Origin of the sequence: Moorella humiferrea, from assembly GCF_039233145.1 — a bacterium.
In the GTDB taxonomy this organism is placed as follows: Bacteria; Bacillota; DSM-521; order Neomoorellales; family Neomoorellaceae; genus Neomoorella; species Neomoorella humiferrea.
Map to the genome: position 1 here is coordinate 555,371 of NZ_CP136419.1, position 18,502 is coordinate 573,872.

General features: G+C 56.7%; 17 protein-coding genes. 13 read left to right on the forward strand and 4 right to left on the reverse strand.

Annotated elements, in window-relative coordinates; all coding sequences use genetic code 11:
* The first annotated feature begins 15 nt into the window (after nucleotides 1–15).
* The 5 genes from leuS (at nucleotide 16) to MHFGQ_RS02810 (ending at nucleotide 7,265) form a co-directional block, all read left to right on the forward strand.
* A complete protein-coding gene (gene leuS / locus MHFGQ_RS02790) occupies nucleotides 16–2,505 on the forward strand; it encodes a leucine--tRNA ligase (protein ID WP_106004491.1) in 2,490 nt (829 codons plus the stop codon).
* Nucleotides 2,506–2,586: 81 nt separating this feature from the next.
* On the forward strand, nucleotides 2,587–4,032 hold the full coding sequence (locus MHFGQ_RS02795) for a sodium:proton antiporter (protein ID WP_245907761.1): 1,446 nt from the start codon (nucleotides 2,587–2,589) through the stop codon (nucleotides 4,030–4,032).
* A 30-nt stretch (nucleotides 4,033–4,062) separates the two neighbouring features.
* Nucleotides 4,063–4,698: a helix-hairpin-helix domain-containing protein gene (locus tag MHFGQ_RS02800; protein WP_211292834.1), complete on the forward strand. Its 636-nt coding sequence runs from the start codon at nucleotides 4,063–4,065 to the stop codon at nucleotides 4,696–4,698.
* Nucleotides 4,699–4,768: 70 nt separating this feature from the next.
* On the forward strand, nucleotides 4,769–5,554 hold the full coding sequence (uppP, locus tag MHFGQ_RS02805) for an undecaprenyl-diphosphatase UppP (RefSeq protein WP_106004489.1): 786 nt from the start codon (nucleotides 4,769–4,771) through the stop codon (nucleotides 5,552–5,554).
* 112 nt (nucleotides 5,555–5,666) lie between these two features.
* The gene (locus MHFGQ_RS02810; protein WP_106004488.1) at nucleotides 5,667–7,265 is read left to right on the forward strand and encodes an NAD(P)/FAD-dependent oxidoreductase; all 1,599 of its coding nucleotides are present in this window, start codon (nucleotides 5,667–5,669) and stop codon (nucleotides 7,263–7,265) included.
* Here the strand turns inward: MHFGQ_RS02810 and folB are convergent.
* Together folB and folE are read right to left on the reverse strand one after the other, a co-directional pair.
* Nucleotides 7,247–7,648 (reverse strand): dihydroneopterin aldolase, encoded by a 402-nt coding sequence (gene folB / locus MHFGQ_RS02815; protein WP_106004487.1) that lies wholly within the window; start codon nucleotides 7,646–7,648, stop codon nucleotides 7,247–7,249. The two genes, MHFGQ_RS02810 and folB, sit on opposite strands and share 19 nt — an antisense overlap.
* Before the next feature lie 27 nt (nucleotides 7,649–7,675).
* The gene (folE, locus tag MHFGQ_RS02820) at nucleotides 7,676–8,233 is read right to left on the reverse strand and encodes a GTP cyclohydrolase I FolE (protein WP_106004486.1); all 558 of its coding nucleotides are present in this window, start codon (nucleotides 8,231–8,233) and stop codon (nucleotides 7,676–7,678) included.
* Between the two features lie 137 nt (nucleotides 8,234–8,370).
* Between folE and MHFGQ_RS02825 the strand changes: the two genes are divergently transcribed.
* The 6 genes from MHFGQ_RS02825 to MHFGQ_RS02850 are packed head-to-tail and all read left to right on the forward strand — an operon-like array spanning nucleotide 8,371 to nucleotide 13,911.
* A complete protein-coding gene (locus tag MHFGQ_RS02825; RefSeq protein WP_277996999.1) occupies nucleotides 8,371–9,105 on the forward strand; it encodes a globin-coupled sensor protein in 735 nt (244 codons plus the stop codon).
* Between the two features lie 6 nt (nucleotides 9,106–9,111).
* Nucleotides 9,112–10,548 (forward strand): menaquinone biosynthesis decarboxylase, encoded by a 1,437-nt coding sequence (locus MHFGQ_RS02830; protein ID WP_106004485.1) that lies wholly within the window; start codon nucleotides 9,112–9,114, stop codon nucleotides 10,546–10,548.
* A complete protein-coding gene (locus MHFGQ_RS02835; protein WP_106004484.1) occupies nucleotides 10,535–11,392 on the forward strand; it encodes a UbiA-like polyprenyltransferase in 858 nt (285 codons plus the stop codon). The genes MHFGQ_RS02830 and MHFGQ_RS02835 overlap by 14 nt, the downstream gene beginning before the upstream one ends.
* A gap of 19 nt (nucleotides 11,393–11,411) precedes the next feature.
* Nucleotides 11,412–12,395, forward strand: a complete 984-nt coding sequence (locus MHFGQ_RS02840; protein WP_106004483.1) for an ABC transporter substrate-binding protein — start codon at nucleotides 11,412–11,414, stop codon at nucleotides 12,393–12,395.
* The gene (locus tag MHFGQ_RS02845) at nucleotides 12,392–13,168 is read left to right on the forward strand and encodes an ABC transporter ATP-binding protein (protein ID WP_106004482.1); all 777 of its coding nucleotides are present in this window, start codon (nucleotides 12,392–12,394) and stop codon (nucleotides 13,166–13,168) included. The genes MHFGQ_RS02840 and MHFGQ_RS02845 overlap by 4 nt, the downstream gene beginning before the upstream one ends.
* Complete coding sequence (locus MHFGQ_RS02850) at nucleotides 13,165–13,911, forward strand: ABC transporter permease (RefSeq protein ID WP_106004481.1); 747 nt, start codon at nucleotides 13,165–13,167, stop codon at nucleotides 13,909–13,911. Before MHFGQ_RS02845 ends, MHFGQ_RS02850 begins: the two co-directional genes overlap by 4 nt.
* Before the next feature lie 48 nt (nucleotides 13,912–13,959).
* On the opposite strand, the gene MHFGQ_RS02855 is transcribed toward MHFGQ_RS02850, so the two are convergent.
* Nucleotides 13,960–14,607 carry a hypothetical protein gene (locus MHFGQ_RS02855; protein ID WP_106004480.1) on the reverse strand — a complete coding sequence of 216 codons (648 nt, stop codon included), beginning with the start codon at nucleotides 14,605–14,607 and terminating at the stop codon, nucleotides 13,960–13,962.
* Nucleotides 14,608–14,706: 99 nt separating this feature from the next.
* Between MHFGQ_RS02855 and MHFGQ_RS02860 the strand changes: the two genes are divergently transcribed.
* The gene (locus tag MHFGQ_RS02860; RefSeq protein WP_106004479.1) at nucleotides 14,707–15,942 is read left to right on the forward strand and encodes a D-alanyl-D-alanine carboxypeptidase family protein; all 1,236 of its coding nucleotides are present in this window, start codon (nucleotides 14,707–14,709) and stop codon (nucleotides 15,940–15,942) included.
* A 5-nt stretch (nucleotides 15,943–15,947) separates the two neighbouring features.
* Here the strand turns inward: MHFGQ_RS02860 and MHFGQ_RS02865 are convergent, their stop codons facing one another.
* On the reverse strand, nucleotides 15,948–17,354 hold the full coding sequence (locus tag MHFGQ_RS02865; protein ID WP_106004628.1) for an FMN-binding glutamate synthase family protein: 1,407 nt from the start codon (nucleotides 17,352–17,354) through the stop codon (nucleotides 15,948–15,950).
* Nucleotides 17,355–17,474: 120 nt separating this feature from the next.
* Here MHFGQ_RS02865 and splB point away from each other — a divergent pair, with 120 nt between their 5' ends.
* Nucleotides 17,475–18,497 carry a spore photoproduct lyase gene (splB, locus tag MHFGQ_RS02870; protein WP_106004627.1) on the forward strand — a complete coding sequence of 341 codons (1,023 nt, stop codon included), beginning with the start codon at nucleotides 17,475–17,477 and terminating at the stop codon, nucleotides 18,495–18,497.
* The last annotated feature ends 5 nt before the right edge of the window (nucleotides 18,498–18,502 follow it).

Sequence of the window (18,502 nt, forward strand, 5' to 3'; positions counted from 1 at the left end):
TGGGAGTGACGGGTTATGGAAGCAAGGTACAATTTTAAAGAAATCGAACCCAAATGGCAGCGCCGGTGGGAAGCAAGCGAACTCTACCGGGTTACGGAAGACAGCAGCAAACCCAAGTTTTACTGTTTGGAAATGTTTCCTTATCCTTCCGGCAATTTACACATGGGCCACGTACGCAATTATTCCATCGGCGACGTCGTCGCCCGTTACAAGCGCATGCAGGGCTACAACGTCCTTCACCCCATGGGGTGGGATGCCTTCGGCCTGCCGGCGGAAAACGCGGCCATCAACCGCGGCATACCGCCGGCGGAGTGGACCTGGAGCAATATTGCCAACATGCGCCGCCAGCTCCACGCCATGGGCATCAGCTACGACTGGGATCGGGAAGTGGCCACCTGCCATCCCAATTACTACCGCTGGACCCAGTGGCTTTTCCTGCAGATGTACAAGCACGGCCTGGCCTACCGGAAAAAAGCCGCCGTCAACTGGTGTCCTTCCTGTGCCACCGTCCTGGCCAACGAGCAAGTGGTGGACGGCGCCTGCGAGCGCTGTCATACCCCAGTGATGCGTAAGGATCTGGAACAGTGGTTTTTCCGCATTACCGCCTATGCCGAGCGGCTCTTGGAAGACTTAAAGAAGCTGCCCGGCTGGCCGGAAAAGGTTAAAACCATGCAGGAAAACTGGATCGGGAAGAGCACCGGGGCCGAAGTCGTTTTCCGGGTAGAAGGAAGCGGCGAGGAAATACCGGTCTTTACCACCAGGCCTGATACCCTTTACGGCGTTACCTACATGGTCCTGGCCCCCGAGCATCCCCTGGTGATGAAACTGGCGGCCGGCACGCCCCAGGAAGGGGCGGTGGCCAAGTTCGTCGAGGCGGCCCGATATCTCAGCGATTTGGATCGTACGGCCACTGAAAAGGAAAAGGAAGGTGTCTTTACCGGCGCCTATGCCGTAAATCCTGTAAACGGCGAGCGGGTGCCCATCTGGACTGCCAACTACGTCCTTATGGAATACGGGACCGGTGCGGTCATGGGGGTGCCGGCCCACGACCAGCGCGACTTTGAATTCGCCCGCAAATACGACCTGCCGATTAAAGTGGTTATCCGCCCAAGGGACGGCGAGCTCGACGGTGCCGCCATGACGGAAGCCTACGTGGAAGACGGTATCATGGTAAACTCGGGACCCTTTAATGGCCTTGCCAACCGGGAGGGCATTGTTAAGGTCATTGAGTACCTGGAGAAAACCGGTAAAGGCAGGGGGCGGGTGAACTACCGCCTGCGCGATTGGCTCATCTCCCGCCAGCGTTACTGGGGCGCGCCCATACCCATGATTTACTGCGATCGCTGTGGTCTGGTGCCCGTGCCGGAGGAAGACCTGCCGGTCCTATTACCCGAAGGAGTGGAGTTTAAGCCCACGGGGGAATCGCCGCTAAAGAACTGCCCCGAGTTTGTCAACACCACCTGCCCCCGGTGCGGCGGCCCGGCGCGGCGAGAAACGGACACCATGGACACCTTTGTCTGCTCTTCGTGGTATTTCCTGCGCTACACCAGCCCCCACTGTCAGGATAAGGCCTTTGAGCGGGACAAGATTGATTACTGGATGAACGTCGATCAGTATATCGGCGGGGTGGAGCATGCCATCCTCCATCTCATGTATGCCCGCTTTTTCACCAAGGCTCTGTACGACTTCGGCCTTGTTGGGGTGGAGGAACCCTTCCAGAACCTTTTGACCCAGGGCATGGTCCTAAAAGACGGCGGTAAAATGTCTAAATCTAAAGGGAACGTGGTTAGTCCGGAAGAGATAATCGACCGCTACGGCGCCGACACCGCCCGCCTTTTCATCCTCTTTGCCGCTCCCCCGGAGCGGGACCTGGAGTGGAGCGATCAGGGGGTGGAGGGCTGCTATCGCTTTTTAAACCGGGTCTGGCGGCTGGTGGCCGGCTATGCCGGGGACGTGCGCGGCGCTGGCGACGGCATTGAGGTGAAAAGCGCCGCCGACCGCGAACTCTGGCGCCTCCTCCACGCCACCATTAAGAAAGTCACCGAGGACATCGAGGAGCGTTTTAACTTCAACACGGCCATCAGCGCCATTATGGAGCTGGTCAACGGCTGCTATCGCTATCAGGACAGCGTTCCGAAGCCGGATCAAAACCTGCCATTGATGGGGGAAGTCCTGCGCAAGCTCGTAACCCTTTTAGCCCCCTTTGCGCCCCACATCGCCGAGGAGCTGTGGCAGGGCCTGGGCGGCAGAGAAAGCGTCCATCTGGAGAAATGGCCAGCTTACGACCCTGAAGCCCTGGTAACGGAAGAAGTTACCATGGTAATACAGGTAAACGGTAAAGTGCGGGACCGCATGCAGGTTCCGGCGGGACTGCCGGAAGAAAAAATCAAGGAGCTGGCCTTAAAAAGGCAAAGGGTGGCCGACCTTCTGGCCGGACAGGAAGTGGTCAAGGTCATCGTCGTTCCCGACAAGCTGGTCAACGTCGTCGCCCGTCGGGCAAGCTGACGGTGAGGCTCATGCAGGTTTACCTGCATGGGCCTTAAAATAATGTTGCCCGGATAGCTTTTATGGGAAAGGATGGATAAGATGTTGCGGAGAAAGTTGCTACCGTCGCTGCTTATGGGAATTTTTATCTATTTTTCTTATAGCAGTATGGCCTGGGCGTCCTCTGGTGAATTGGGGCATATTTTGCCCTGGTGGAGCGTCCTGCCCTTTGTCGGCATGCTCCTTTCCATTGCCATTTGTCCCCTGGTCAACAGCCACTGGTGGGAGCATAATATGGCCAAGGTGAGCGCCTTCTGGGCCATGGTTTTCTTTATCCCCTTTTTTATTGCCTTTGGTAGCGGAACGGCCGTCTACCAGGCCCTGGAAGTATATCTCCTTGATTATCTGCCCTTCATCATTCTCCTTTTCGGTTTGTTTGTAGTTTCTGGAGGCATTATCCTCCGCGGCACTTTACGGGGTAATCCGGCGGTCAACACCCTCCTCCTTTTGGTCGGCACCTTTCTCGCCAGCTGGGTGGGCACGACGGGAGCCAGCATGCTCCTCATCCGGCCGGTGATCCGGGCTAACGAATGGCGGCGCTACAAGGCCCATATTATTATCTTCTTCATTTTCCTTGTATCCAATATCGGCGGTAGTCTTACGCCGGTAGGCGATCCGCCCCTGTTTCTGGGGTATTTACGGGGCGTACCCTTCTTCTGGACCATGCGCCTCATCGTCCCCATGGGCTTTAATGTCCTGGTACTGCTGACCCTTTATTATCTCCTTGATAGTTATTTTTACCGCAAAGAAAATACTCAAGAGCTTCCGGGCGGCCGTGAACCTCTACGCGTGGAAGGGCTGCAGAACCTAATATATCTCGGCATCATCCTGGCGGCCGTCATATTGAGCGGCGTCCTGGCCAAGAACCCTGCCTTCGCCGACCCTGAAACCGGTGAACTCTACGGCTTCACCCTCTTCCGCCACGGCGAGGAAAAGCTGGTATTACCCTTTACCAATATAATCCGCGATGTGGCCATACTTCTGGCGGCACTTTTGTCCTGGAGAACTACTTCTATGCAAATTCGTCAGGACAACCGTTTCACCTGGGGTCCCATCAAGGAAGTGGCCGTCCTCTTTGCCGGTATCTTCATGACCATGATTCCGGCCCTGGCCATCCTCCACGCCCGCGGCGCCGAGCTAGGGCTGACGCGTCCGGCCCAGTTTTTCTGGGCGGCCGGCGCCCTTTCCAGCTTCCTGGACAACGCCCCCACCTACCTGGTCTTTTTAACGACCGCCGCCAGCCTGGGAGCGACGAGCGGTGTTCCCACGACACTGGGCATAGTGGCCCCGAAAATGTTGATGGCCGTTTCCTGCGGCGCGGTTTTCATGGGGGCCAACACCTATATCGGCAACGCGCCCAACTTTATGGTGCGTTCCATTGCCGAAGAAAACGGCATCCGTATGCCCAGCTTTTTCGGTTATATGGCCTGGTCGATTGGAATTTTAATCCCCATCTTTATCCTGGATACCCTTCTGTTCTTCCGTTAGATTATAAGAATTTTTACGGGGTGACGGCAGGTGTGGGAATGGGATGGCCGTGTACGGTGGCTGGCCATGGGACTTGTGGCCGCCTTGCTCTTTGGACTGGGCTTGCAGTTCGGCCGCTGGCAGGAAAGGAAGGCGGCAGAGGAAACACCGCGGGTGGTGGCGGCAGACGAACGGCCCTTAAGCAAGAACGATAACACGACCAGCGAAGCGTCGACCATCCAGGTCCACGTGGCCGGCGCGGTGGAAAGGCCGGGAGTATACGAGTTAAAAAACGGGGCCAGGGTAAACGAGGCCGTGGCCCTGGCGGGGCTGCTGCCGGATGCCGATCCCAACGCCCTGAATCTGGCAGCGCCTTTAATGGACGGCCAGCAGGTGGTTGTTCCCCGGCGGGGTGAGGTGGCCGCGGCAGGGTACACCGGCCTTCCTGGGGCTTCCGCCGCAGGGGCCACCACCGGCGGTGTAAAATCCGGCGGCAAGATAAATATCAACACCGCCGGCCTTGCTGAGCTGGACGGCCTGCCGGGCATCGGCCCCACCCTCGCCCAGCGTATCATCGACTACCGCAACCAGAAGGGCCCCTTTCGCACCATCGAGGACCTGCAGAATGTTTCCGGCATCGGCCCCAGCAGATTTAACGAAATCAAGGACCTGATTACCGTCTATTAAATCATCCTTGACACGATTACGGGATGTAGATAAACTGGCTATGTAACAAAAGCCAAAAGGAGCGCATAGGATGAACGTTATCCAGGCCGTTATCCTGGGTTTGGTCCAGGGACTGGGCGAGTTTTTGCCCATCTCCAGTTCCGCCCATCTCGTTTTGCTGCCGTGGTTCTTCCGCTGGCCCGATCCCGGCCTGACCTTCGACGTGGCTCTCCATCTGGGAACCCTCATCGCCGTAATCCTTTACTTCTGGCGGGATCTTTTGGAACTCGTCGTTTGCGGTTTGTTTCAACCCCGCAGCCGGGACGGCCGCCTTTTCTATTATTTGCTTGTCGCCTCCGTCCCGGGAGCCCTTTTCGGTTACCTCCTGGAAGATCAGGCGGCGACAGTTTTTCGCTCCCCCCTGCTTATCGCCGCGACCCTGACCCTTATGGGTTTAGGTCTCTGGTGGGCCGACAGGGCGGGGCGTAAATCCCGCAGCATGGACGAGATTACCTTGATGGACGGCATCATTGTTGGCCTTTCCCAGGCCCTGGCCATTATTCCCGGCGTTTCCCGTTCCGGCATTACCATGTCGGCGGGCCTTTTAACGGGCATGCGGCGGGAAACGGCGGCCCGCTTTTCCTTTCTCATGTCGGTGCCGATTATAGCCGGGGCGGCCTTGCTGCAGCTTAAGGATTTAACCACGGCGGCTGTCAACACTCCCTTCATTCTGGGAGTGGTAACCTCTGCCGTCGTCGGCTTTTTGGCCATAAAATTTATGCTCCGCTACCTGCGCCATGGTAGCTATCTCTTATTTACCTGGTACCGTATTTTACTCGCCCTGCTGGTCGTAATGGTTTTCTATTGGCGCCGTTAAAAAGGGAAGTAAAGCCGCTATCAACCATTGGTAGCGGTTTTATTTTATTGGTTATGCTAATATTTAAAGCAATAAGCGGTTTTTTCTACCCATGCGGTAAGAAGGTGTGGCAGTGCTAAGGGTTACAGGTATCAAAATACCCGTAACTGAGAAGGGTCCGGATTTGCATGCCGCCCTTTTGCGGAAACTCGGCATACCGGCCCGGGATTTATTGGATTTTTCCATTTACCGCCTGTCCCTCGATGCCCGCTCCCGGGAAATGATTTACTGGGTTTATACCCTGGATGCCAGGGTAAAAAACGAAGACCGTCTTCTAAAAAGGCATGCCGGCGATAAAACCGTTACCCGGGCCGTCTATCCCGTCTACCGGCCAGTACAGTCCGGAGAGGAGATGCTTCCCCATCGTCCCGTAATTATCGGCACCGGACCGGCCGGCCTTTTTGCCGGGCTGCTTTTGGCCCGCCGGGGATACCGGCCCATCCTGCTGGAGCGGGGCGGAGATGTCGATACCCGGACGAAAGCGGTGGCCCGCTTCTTTGAGGAGGGCATCCTCGACCCCGGGTGCAATGTACAGTTCGGCGAAGGGGGGGCCGGGACTTTTTCCGACGGCAAGCTGACGACTTTAATCAACGATCACCGCTGCCGTTTCGTCCTCGAGGAATTTGTGCGCTGGGGGGCGCCCCGGGAAATCCTTTATTACTATCGGCCCCACATCGGCACCGATATTCTAAGGCTTGTCGTTAAAAACATGCGCCGTGAAATAACCCGCCTGGGAGGAGAGGTATATTTTAATACCCGGGTTACCGACTTGATAATCAAAAACGAGGGCCTGGAAGGCCTGGTCATAAACAATTCGGAAAAGCTGCCGGCGGCGGTGGCAGTTCTCGCCTGCGGCCACAGCGCCCGGGACACCTTTAAATTGCTGTTAGAAAGGGGGGTGCGCGTCGAGCCCAAACCCTTTTCAATCGGGGTGCGCATCGAACACCCCCAGGAACTCATCAACCTTGCCCAGTATAAAAGGTTTGCCGGGATAAAAGGCCTGGGACCCGCTGATTATAAATTGGCCTACCACGCCCCTGCCGGCCGTTCGGCCTATACCTTTTGCATGTGCCCCGGAGGGAGCGTGATAGCCGCCGCATCAGAACCCGGCGGGGTGGTAACCAACGGCATGAGTACCTATGCCCGGGACGGCGAAAATGCCAATAGCGCCCTTCTAGTGGGGGTGACGCCGGATGATTTCGGCAGCGACCACCCCCTGGCAGGTATTGAATTCCAGCGCCGGTGGGAACGCCTAGCCTTCCGACTGGGCGGGGAAAATTATCATGCCCCGGTGCAGCTGGTAGGGGACTTCCTGGCCGGGCGGCCTTCGGAACAGCTGGGTAAGGTGCGACCAACCTATCGCCCTGGGGTGGCCCTCGGCGATTTAAAGGACTGTCTGCCCGATTATGTTGTGGCCACCTTAAGGGAAGCCATTGCCGTCTTCGACCGCAAGGTTCACGGCTTTGCCCTACCGGAGGCGGTGTTGACCGGGGTGGAAACCCGCAGTTCTTCCCCGGTACGCATCTGGCGCGATGCAAGGGGAGAAGCCGGTGTCCGGGGCCTTTACCCGGCCGGCGAAGGGGCGGGGTATGCCGGAGGTATTGTATCCGCCGCCGTTGACGGCCTTAAAGTTGCCGAAGCCATCATCGCCCGCTACCGGCCTTTGGAGTAGCCGCCTGGGAAATCGGTGCTTTTGCGGCGGCGCCTGATCTCGACGCCGGCATAAGCGATGGTTCCCGGGAGGGGCGCTCGGGGCTTCTTTATACGCACCATCACTTCTTCGACGGGAAAAGAAACGAGGATTTTTTGGGCCACAGTTTCCGCCAGGGCTTCTAAAAGATGAAATCGCCCTTCAGTTACTATCGTACGAACCAACCGGTAAACCGCATCGTAGTTGATGGTGGCCTTTAAATCGTCGGTTTTTCCGGCCGGTGACAGATCCAGGACGAGCTCGATGTCTAAGATGAAAGGCTGCCCCAGCTCGGCTTCCGCCGGGTGACAGCCGTGGTGGGCGTAGAATTCCAGACCCGCGAGGATTATTTTATCGTTAGCCATAGTAAGGACTCCCAGGTAAATTAAATTTTACTTCCCACGGATGAGGGACATGGCCTCGGCCCGGGCGGCCTGGTCGCGGCGGAAAAGACCGCGGACGGCAGAGGTAATGGTAATATGACCCGGTTTTTTAATACCGCGCATGCTCATGCACAAATGCTCGGCTTCGATGACCACGACGACGCCGTAGGGATCGAGTTTTTCCATGATGATATCGGCGATCTGGGAGGTTAGACGTTCCTGAACCTGGGGCCGCCGGGAGGCGATATCTACCACCCGCGCCAGCTTGGACAGGCCGGTGATTTTCCCGCGGGGTATATAGGCCACGTGGGCCTTGCCTACAAAGGGGAGAAAATGGTGCTCGCAGACGGAATAAAGGGGGATGTCCTTTACCAGCACCATTTCCTCATGATGTTCATCGAAGACCACCGTTAATTCCTCTCCGGGGTCGCGATTAATGCCGGCGAAAATTTCGGCGTACATATCGGCAATGCGGCGCGGGGTTTCCCTCAAGCCTTCACGTTCCGGGTCTTCGCCTACGGCCTCAATGATCATTCGCACTGCCTGACGGATTTTCTCTTTGTCCATCGTCAATCCTTCCTCCCGGCAAATCTCTGTTTTCTGTCATTAAAGCACAGATCTTGGAGCCAGTCAATTTAAGCGAGAAGGAATATGGCTTTTCAAGGCGAAATATGTTTCAAGATAGGGAAGATGGAGGTGCAGATATGGCCATTGCGGCAAACTATGCCGAGCAGCTGCGTTTTTTGGGCCTCGGGGCGGAAGAACTCGCCCTGATGCACGGAGAAAAGGAAATTTTTCTTCGGGAAGCCGACAATGTTGTCAAGACCTTTTACGATGAGCTCGTCAAGTATCCTTATCTGGATGCTTTGATTAAAAACCACAGCACCATTGAACGCCTCTCCCAGACCCAAAGGGCTTATTTTATCAGCCTCACGGAGCCGGTGATCGATGAAGAGTATATAGCCCGGCGTTTGGCCATCGGCAAAAAGCATCAAGAAATCGGCCTCTATCCCAGGTGGTACCTCGGGGCCTACCGTATTTATCTTACGGAAATCCGCCGCATCATCTGGCAGTACCACGGCGGGGAACCGGAACTGGCCTTAAGCCTGCTGGAAGCCTTTACAAAAAGAATCGTTTTCGACATGCAGCTGGCCATTGAAAACTATATCGTGGACCAGCTCGAACACCTTACCCGATTCCACGACGAAATTGCCGCCGTGGCCAGGATCATCGGCGACATCGCCGAACAGACGAAGATCTTATCCCTCAACGCCTCCATCGAAGCGGCACGGGCCGGGGAACACGGGCGCACTTTCTCGGTGGTGGCCCAGGCGGTACGGGACCTTGCCGCCAGAACTTCCCAGTCGGCCAAGGATATCACCCAGAAGGTCCAGGAAAATTCGCGTATCCTGGCACGGATGCAGCAGAAGGGAAAGTGAGACGCGTTGGCCCATGAAGACCTGCAGGCCTATTTGCTTTATCTGGAACAAAAGGGGCTGCTCCACCGCATCAAGGTGGAAGTGGACCCCATCCTGGAAATTGCCGCCATCGCCGACCGCGTGGTAAAAAGAGGAGGACCGGCCCTCCTTTTTGAGCGGGTAAAGGGGTCTTCTTTACCCGTGGCCGCCAATCTTTTCGGCAGTGAAGAGCTGGTCAAGGCGGCCCTGGAGATCGCCGATTTGGAGGAACCGGCAGGGCGCCTGCGCGCCCTTATTGATTTGCCCGGTACGGGCGGCGGCCTGATGGAAAAAATTAAATATCTACCCCGCCTGGCCGAGCTGGGACGTTTTCTCCCCCGCCGGGTTAAGTCCGCCCCCTGCCAGGAAATAAGGGTCGATCCTCCTTCCCTGGCGGAACTGCCGGTGCTTCAGCTATGGCCGGAGGACGGCGGCCGGTTCATTACCCTGCCCCTGGTTTTCACCCGCGATCCCGTCACCGGGCGGCGCAACGTCGGCATGTACCGCATGCAGGTTTTCGACGAACGCACCACCGGCATGCACTGGCACCGCCACAAGGACGGAGCGGAGCACCTGCGTAAAAGCGGCGGGCGCCTGGAAGTGGCCGTGGCCCTGGGGGCCGATCCGGCGGTGATCTATGCTGCCACCGCGCCCCTGCCGCCGGGAATAGATGAGATGCTTTTTGCCGGCTTTTTGCGGCGGCAGCCGGTGGAGATGGTACCCGCCTTGACCGTAGACATTGAAGTGCCGGCCCGGGCGGAAATTATCCTGGAGGGTTACGTGGAAGCAGGTGAAGAGCGGCTGGAAGGCCCCTTCGGCGACCATACGGGTTATTATTCCCCCGCCGATTATTACCCGGTTTTCCACCTGACCTGCATGACCATGCGCCGCCGGGCCGTTTATCCGGCCACGGTGGTGGGACCGCCGCCCATGGAAGACGCCTATCTGGGCAAAGTCACGGAACGCCTCTTTTTGCCCCTCATCCAGCTTCAGCTGCCCGAAGTTGTGGACATTAACTTTCCGGTGGAAGGGGTGTTTCACAACTGCGTCATTGTTTCCATCCGCAAGACCTACCCCGGCCAGGCGCGCAGGGTAATGCATGCCCTCTGGGGTATGGGCCAGATGATGTTTACCCGGTTGATAATTGTCGTCGACGATGACGTCGACGTTCACGATCTCAGCGCGGTACGCTGGCGCGTCCTGGGCAACATCGAGCCGCGGCGGGACACGGTTATCGTAGACGGGCCCGTGGACGCCCTCGACCATGCCTCCACCTATACGGGTTACGGCAGCAAGATGGGTCTGGATGCCACGCGCAAAATGCCGGAAGAGGGCTATCCCCGGCCCTGGCCCCGGGAGGCGCGTATGAGTAGGGAAATTCTGGAATTAATCGACAGGAAGTGGCATGAATATGGCCTGCCGTAAGCTGAAAATTTTCCTGGAGATGATTAAATTTGAGCATACCATTTTCGCCCTACCTTTTGCCTACCTGGGGGCCTTCCTGGCCGCCGGTGGCAGGCCGACTCTCGCCCAGCTGGGCTGGATTACCCTGGCCATGATCGGAGCCAGGACGGCGGCCATGTCTTTAAACCGCCTCATTGACCGCCATATCGATGCCTTAAACCCGCGTACGGCCGACCGTGCCCTTCCCCGGGGTCTTTTGTCTGTAGCCGAGGTATGGCTGTATACGATCATCTCCTTTGCCCTTTTGTTTTACGCGGCCGCCAGGCTCAACTGGCTCTGCGTACAGTTGCTGCCCATAGCCGTTTTCGTTCTGATCGTTTATTCTTACACCAAACGCTGGACCTGGGCCTGTCACCTGGTCCTGGGCCTGGCCGACTCTTTAGCCCCCGTGGGAGCATGGGTGGCCGTACGTGCGGCCGTAGACCTGCCGGCCGTGGTCTTAGGCCTGGGCATGGGAAGCTGGGTGGCCGGATTTGACATTATTTACGCCTGCCAGGATTACGACTTTGACCGCCAATACGGCATACATTCGATACCCGCCCGTTTCGGCAAGGCCCGGGCCCTGACTATAGCCCGCTTCCTCCACGCCTTTGCCGTCCTCATGCTGGTCCTGGTGGGTCTGCTCCTTGACTTAAGCCCGACTTATTTCCTGGGGGTAATACTGGCGGCGGTTATTTTAATTTACGAACACCGTCTGGTGTCCCCCGAAGATTTGTCCCGCATCAATATAGCTTTTTTAAATTTAAACGGCTATTTGAGCGTTTTAATGTTTATCTTTACCTTTTTAGCCTTAAACTGGCGCTGAAGATACAGGGGTGAAAACATTGGTTTCGAAACGCTTAAGCCTTGCGCTCCTTCTTTTAATAGTCGTTATGGCCGCTGCCGGCTGCCGGACTACGGCGAAGGAAGGCCGGACGGAAGAAACCTTGAAGCTGGGCCTCATCCCCGTGGAGGATAACTTCCCCTTTTTCGTTGCCGAGGAAGAAGGGCTTTTCAATAAAGCCGGATTAAAGGTGGAGCTCATACCTTTCAACAGCGCCCGCGATCGCGATCTGGCCCTGCAGGCGGGGAATATTGACGGCGAGGTGGCGGACATCGTGGCCGCCGCCCTTTTACGGAAGGGCGGCACACCTGTAAAGATCGTCTCCCTGACCATGGGTTCTACCCCGGCCGAAGGACGTTTTGCCCTGGTCGCCCGACCGGGAACCGCCGTAAATCGCCCGGAACAGCTTAAAGGTGCCACCTTGGGTATTTCGGAGAACACCATAATCGAGTACGTCGCCGACCGGCTCCTTATGGAAGCCGGGGTGGATCCCGGCAGTGTTCAGAAGGTAGCCGTACCCCAGATTCCCGAACGCCTGCAGCTCCTGCTGGGAGGGAGGCTGGAAGCCGCCCTTTTACCCGATCCCTTTGCCACCCTGGCGGAGAAGAAGGGCGGCCGGGTAATCCTGGACGATACCAAGCTTCAGCGCAACCTGTCCCAGGTGGTGCTCATTTTCCGGGAAGATGCCATCAAGGAAAAAGGGGCGGCCATCAAGAAAGTATTGCAGCTTTACGGGGAAGCGGCCGACATGGTGAGCAGCCATCCGGAAAAGTACCGGGAACTTTTTGTCGCCAAAGCCCGCATTCCCGAAGAGTTAAAAGATACCTACCTGTCGCCCAGGTTTTCACCGCCCCGGCTGCCGGCAGAAAGGGAAGTGGCCGACGTCCAGGACTGGATGGTGGCCAAAAAACTGTTGCCGGCACCTTACAGTTATGCTGAACTTGTGGACGGCACCTTTGTCCCGGCCGGCGGGGAAAATAAGTGATACGGGTTATTGATGTAGATTACATCTATCAAAACCCTTCGGGTGCCGTGACGGCCCTTGAAGGCATAAATTTCAGCGTGGCAGAGGGACAGACCTGTGCCCTCATCGGCCCTTCAGGTTGCGGCAAAACCACCCTCCTTTATCTGCTGGCCGGGCTCTTGACCCCTCTGCGGGGTGAGATATGGGTCGGGGGGGAAAGGGTATGCAGGCCGCGCCGGCAGACGGCCGTCATCCTCCAGGATTACGGTCTTTTGCCCTGGAAGACGGTGTGGGAAAACGCCGCTCTGGGACTAAACTTACGGCGCTACAGCCGGCGCCGGCAGGTGGAAAAGCTCAGTCCCCTTTTGGCCGCCCTGGGCCTTAAAGGGCTGGAAAAACGTTATCCTTCTCAGCTCAGCGGGGGGCAGAAACAGCGGGTGGCCATAGCCAGGGCCCTGTCCCTGGACCCCGACGTCCTGTTGATGGATGAGCCCTTCAGCGCCCTCGATGCCCTGACCCGCGAGGGTCTGCAGCAGACCCTTATAGAAATACAAAACCAGCGCCGGTTGACGACGGTGCTGGTTACCCATAACATTGAAGAAGCCGTTTTTCTCGGACAAAAAATCATCATCTTTACGGAAGCACCGGGCCGGGTCAAGGCAGTCCTGGACAACCCGGGGGCAGGGGGAAAAGACTATCGCTTTACCGCTGAGTTCCACCAATTTTGTTCCCAGGTGAGACGGATGCTGGGGAGTTCCCCTGGACCAGGGAAGAGGGGGGGTGCCGAGGGGTGACGGATGCCCGCCGTGTCCTGTCCTATCTGGCGTCCGTTGTTTTCTTGCTCCTTATTTGGTGGCTTCTGGCATTAATTATAAATAATCCGGGTCTGCCTGATCCCTTGAAGGTTTTCCACAGTCTGGTGGAGAAAGGCTGGCCGGAACTGGCACGCCATATGTACGTCAGTACCTACAGAGTTCTGGGAAGTCTGGCACTGGCGTTAGTTGTGGGGGTGCCTTTAGGCCTCCTGGCCGGGCGGCAACCGCTTTTTGACGCCTTTCTGGCACCCCTGGTTTACCTCCTTTACCCCGTTCCCAAGGTCGCCCTTTTGCCGGTAGCCATGGTTCTTTTAGGTATCGGCGATTCTACCAGAATGCTTGTTATTTTTATGGTGGTCGTCAATCAGATCCTAATTACGACCCGGGACGCCGCTCGCAAGATACCGCCCCAGCTGCTGCTGTCCGTCGCCTCCCTGGGGGCCGGCAAATTCAGCCTGTACCGCCAGGTGGTCATACCTGCCTGCCTGCCGGAAATAATAACGGCCGTGCGCATATCCCTGGGCAGTGCCATCTCCGTCCTTTTTTTAAGCGAAACCATCGCCGGCAACAGTGGCCTGGGGTATTACATCCTGGACGGGCTGTTCAGGGCCGATTATGGAGCGATGTTTGCCGGGATACTGGCCATGGCCCTCATGGGCCTGGTCCTTTATATTTTGCTTAATTTCCTAGAATATCTCCTGTGTCCCTGGCATCGGCTGTAGTCAGCATTGCGGGGTCGGCAGGGGAGGCAAAACGTGGATGTAACGTAATTAGGGTTGTAGAGCCAGGCGGCGGGCGGCAGCAGTATAAAAGGAGCATTTTTCCGGCCCGGCGCCTGCGGGACGGGCCAGGCGGCGGGCATCCTGGACGACTTGCCAGGCGGGGTCGTCCAGGACCGTCTCCCCCGCGGTGATAATCTTTACCACCTGTTCAATAATGTCTCTTTCGAGGCCAACCTTGGTCATGATCTCCCGGGCCAAGGCAGCGGTTCCTGCCTTTTCTCCGCCCACACCAATGTCGTAGAACAGGCAGGCCGCGATGGCTACCAGGGGTTGCACGCCTTCTTCCCGGGCTATTTTTTCGGCAAAGCTGGCGGCCTTTAAGGCCAGGTTGAGCAATTCCCTCTGGTGGAAGAGATTTTTCCGGGCCTCTACTTCCAACTTATCGCGGATTACCCGGGGCTGGCGCTGGTAAACGGTGGCCACTTCTCCCAGGCACTTGCTGGCGTAGGAACACCAGGCGGCACAGCCGGGGTCAAAGCGGGGGTTGGTTACCAGCTTGCGGCAGTGGGGGCAGCGTAAGTTGACATCGTCCTTCCAGAACTCAATCAGGCCGCCGCAGTGGGGGCAGGGTTCCTCGAAAATATCGCCGGGCTTCCAGTAGCGACGGTCCTGGCCGGGGCAGCGTACCGGGCTCATTTTTCCTCCTCCTTTTTCTCTACTTACCTGCATCCTAATACGGAACCTTACGGCGGGCTATGATGGAGATCACATACGGAAGGGAGAATACTGTATTAAATGTCGCCGGGAAACAAGGTAAGAAAGGCCACCTTTCTACTTATAGTTTTTTTTCTCTTTTTTATAACACCCTTTAAAGTTTGGGCGGAAAATGAGGAAACGCCTCCCCAGATTACGGCAGCGGCGGCGGTTTTGATGGACATGGCCACGGGAAAGGTACTCTGGGAAAAGAATCCTGATGAACGTAAGGCCCCGGCCAGTACCACTAAAATCCTGACGGCGTTGATTGCCCTGGAAAAGGGACGTTTGGATGATGTGATTACCGTGGGGCCCAATCCCCCGCGGGTGGACGGCACCAGGGTCTATCTGGTAGAAGGAGAGCAAGTGACCTTGGAAAATCTCCTCTATGCCATGCTCCTTAACTCCGGTAACGACGCCGCCCTGGCCATCGCCGAGCATTACGGCGGGTCCCAGGAAGGCTTTGCCCGGTTGATGAATGAAAAGGCCGCCTCCCTGGGAGCCGTGAATTCCCACTTTGTGACCCCCAATGGCCTTCCCAATCCCAATCACTATACCACCGCGAGGGATCTGGCGATAATCGCCCGCGCGGCCATGCAGAACGAAACCTTTCGCCGCATAGTAGCCACCAAAACCCGGCCCTGGCACGGTCAAGAATGGGAAACGACCTTGATCAACCAGAATAAGCTCCTCTGGAACTATGAAGGCGCCGATGGGGTAAAAAACGGATACACCTCCGAAGCCCATTTTACCCTGGTGGGTTCGGCTACCCGGGACGGGCAGAGCTATCTGGCAGTGGTCCTGGACGAACGCAGCTCCCGGACGGCCGAAGGGGACGTGGCCGCCCTCCTGGATTATGCCTTCAAGGAATTTCGTTCCTTTCAACTGGTACGCCAGGGCGAAATCGTTGCCGTAGTCGAGGCCGGGGACGGCAAAAAGGTAGAGCTTGCGGCGGCCGCGGATCTGGCCATAGTCGGCAGGAACGATGGCAGCGGTCCCCCGGTCGGGCGGCTGGAGCTTTCTCCAATAAAGGGCCCCCTCCCGGCGGGCCGGAGCGTTGGCGAAATTGTTTTCCGCCAGAATGGGGAGGTGGTGGGCCGGGTAGCCGTTGTCAACCGCCAGCCTATCCCGGCGCGGCCTCTAAGCATCGGCGACTGGTGGTTAAGGTTCAGCCTGCCAGTATTGGGTGTGGCCGGTTTATATTATCTGGTTCAGGCCGAAAAACAGCGCCGCCGGCTTTTTCGCGCCCGCAGGCGGGTTTTCGGCGATTATTCCTAAAAGGGCTAAAGGCACGGACGACTGGCCAGGGGTATTCCCAGTTCCCTGGCCGTCACCGGGTTCAGGGCAGCCAGGTCGGTCTTGTTGACCTGTCTCACGGCTTTTTTACCGAGGGCGCGTACCCCTTCCATGATTTCCGTGTTGCAGGCCCGTAGAAAGTTGGCCAGATTTTGGGCGGCTTTCTCGACGTCCAGACGATTTTGATAGCGCCCCGTGGCAAAGACAACGTCCACGGGGGGTTCCCAGGGTAAGGCCTTCAACACCTGGGTATGGGTGAGGGCGAAGAGGGCTATGGTGCCGATATATACGGCGTCGGCCCCCAGGGCCAGGACCTTTAAAAAATCACCGGGCGTCACCAGTCCGCCGCCGGCTATCAGGCTGACCCGTTTTTTGACGCCCTGTTTTTTTAAATAGGCGGCCGCGCGGTTGACGGCATAGACCGTCGGCACGCCGAAGTCGTCCTGGATTATGGGCGGTGAACCCTTTGAGGCAGCCCCAGCGCCATCGATGGCTATAAAATCAACGTCGGCTTCCAGAAGTATTTCCAGATCCCTTTCCAGATCGTTGCCGGCGCCGATTTTAACGCCGACGGGCACGCCGTCGGACAGGTGACGTAGCCTGGTGACCAGGCGCGGTAAATCTTTACGGGGGTTGTTCATACCCGGCATGCGGGCGTAGGTGACGACCGCCTGGCCGGGTTTGAGGCCAATGAGGCGGCGACCTAAGGGAGGCAGCTCATTGTATTCGGTACGATGCCCCAGGCCGCCGATGGCCGCCTGGCCCAGCTGAATTTCGATCATGTCGGCCTGTTTTAATATCTCCGGTTGATGATTTAAGCCGTTGCGGGTGTACTGGACGATGAGGAAGCGTGCGGCCCGGCGCTCGGACGGGAGCATGGGGCCTTCGCCGGTGTTGGAGGCCGTGCCCGCCAGGGCCGCGCCTCGGGCCAGGGCAACCTTGGTTTTTTCGCTTAAGGCCAGCCCGTAGGCCATGCCGGAAACAATGATGGGCATGCTTATTTGAAGGGGCCGTTTCGCCCGGGGTCCTAGAGTCACCTTGGTGTCGACGGGGACGCTTCCTTCGACGGGGAGTTTGGCTAACTGGGCCAGGTTAAAGATAAGGTCTTCCGTTCCTGGAGAACGCCAGGGACTGCCGAAGGGGCGTTGGATGATTTTGCCATGGTGGGCCCGCAGATTGGTTTCCACAATTTTCTGAAGGCCGGTGCGCGTTGAGGCCGAGACGAATTCCCATAGATTCTCATCATAAGGTTCGGTCATTATGGTTTGAAGAAAGAAATCGTGCCACCGGTTCAACAGGGGGCGACGGAGGAACCATAACCCCAGAAGGGTCAGACCGGCTGAGCCCAGTACGGTTTTAAAGAGATCGCCGCTTCCGGCTTTTTTATTATTCATCTGATACTCCATTCCCCTATAGACAGTGTATTATCATTATCTCCTAAAAAGCCAAGCCTATATTCTAGGCTCATTACCCTTCCGGGAATGGGACAGAATATGGGCAGGCAGGTGATAAAAATGGGTACGCCTCTAAAGAGGGTCATTTTTGAGCCCGGTGCCCTTGATTATCCTTTGGGTAAAAAACTATACCATACTTTTCGTGAAAAGGGCCTGGAGATACTCTTTACTTCTTCCTACAACCGGATAACCGGCATTCCTGGTAAATCTATGCGGGAAAGCTTCATGGAAGCCAAAAGGACCCTGGTGGTGGGGGTAAGACGAAGCAGGCGTCTGGAAACCTGCAAACCATCGGCCCACTATCAATTACCTCTAGCTACTAGTTGCCCCGGAATGTGCGAGTACTGTTACCTGTTCACCCACTTCGGCCGCAGGCCGTACCAGCGAATTTACGTCAACATAGACGAAATCCTGGCGATGGCCAAGGATTATATCGAGGACAGGAAACCGGAAGTTACGGTCTTTGAAGCGGCAGCTACTTCAGACCCCCTTCCGGTAGAAAAATATACCGGTAACCTGGCCCGTACCATTGAATTTATGGGTAATCAACCCCTGGGACGCTTGCGTGTTGTCACCAAATTTACCGATGTTGCAAACCTTTTGGGATTAGACCACCGCGGTCATACCCGCTTTCGTTTTAGTATTAACGCCGCGGATATAATTAAGCGTTTTGAGCATGGTACGCCGCCGCTGGCAGAACGGCTGGCGGCGGCTGCCAGGATAATAAAGGCCGGCTATCCCCCGGGTTTTATCATAGCCCCCATATTTTACCTGGATGGCTGGCAAGAGCAATACCGGGCTCTTTTTCAAGAAATTGCCCGGCAACCTTTAATTGCAGAACACAACGACCTGACCCTGGAATTGATAACCCATCGCTTCACGAAAAAGGCGAAGACCACTATAGAAACTTTATTTCCAAAGACAGAATTACCTCTCGATGAAGAGGACCGCAGTTTCAAATACGGCCAGTTCGGTTACGGTAAATATGTTTACCCTGCTAAGGTAAAAACAGAGATGGAATCGTTTTTTAAAGAAATGGTAGCTACTTATCTACCCCAGGCGACTATTGAATACTTTATATAGCTATG

Excerpts from the sequence above, each read along its gene's own strand:
- folB (WP_106004487.1), bottom strand. The coding sequence starts at position 7,648 with ATGGCTAACGATAAAATAATCCTCGCGGGTCTGGAATTCTACGCCCAC.
- MHFGQ_RS02795 (WP_245907761.1), top strand. The coding sequence starts at position 2,587 with ATGTTGCGGAGAAAGTTGCTACCGTCGCTGCTTATGGGAATTTTTATC.
- MHFGQ_RS02825 (WP_277996999.1), top strand. The coding sequence starts at position 8,371 with ATGGCCATTGCGGCAAACTATGCCGAGCAGCTGCGTTTTTTGGGCCTC.
- uppP (WP_106004489.1), top strand. The coding sequence starts at position 4,769 with ATGAACGTTATCCAGGCCGTTATCCTGGGTTTGGTCCAGGGACTGGGC.
- leuS (WP_106004491.1), top strand. The coding sequence starts at position 16 with ATGGAAGCAAGGTACAATTTTAAAGAAATCGAACCCAAATGGCAGCGC.
- splB (WP_106004627.1), top strand. The coding sequence starts at position 17,475 with ATGGGTACGCCTCTAAAGAGGGTCATTTTTGAGCCCGGTGCCCTTGAT.
- MHFGQ_RS02835 (WP_106004484.1), top strand. The coding sequence starts at position 10,535 with ATGGCCTGCCGTAAGCTGAAAATTTTCCTGGAGATGATTAAATTTGAG.
- MHFGQ_RS02855 (WP_106004480.1), bottom strand. The coding sequence starts at position 14,607 with ATGAGCCCGGTACGCTGCCCCGGCCAGGACCGTCGCTACTGGAAGCCC.
- MHFGQ_RS02865 (WP_106004628.1), bottom strand. The coding sequence starts at position 17,354 with ATGAATAATAAAAAAGCCGGAAGCGGCGATCTCTTTAAAACCGTACTG.
- folE (WP_106004486.1), bottom strand. The coding sequence starts at position 8,233 with ATGGACAAAGAGAAAATCCGTCAGGCAGTGCGAATGATCATTGAGGCC.
- MHFGQ_RS02860 (WP_106004479.1), top strand. The coding sequence starts at position 14,707 with ATGTCGCCGGGAAACAAGGTAAGAAAGGCCACCTTTCTACTTATAGTT.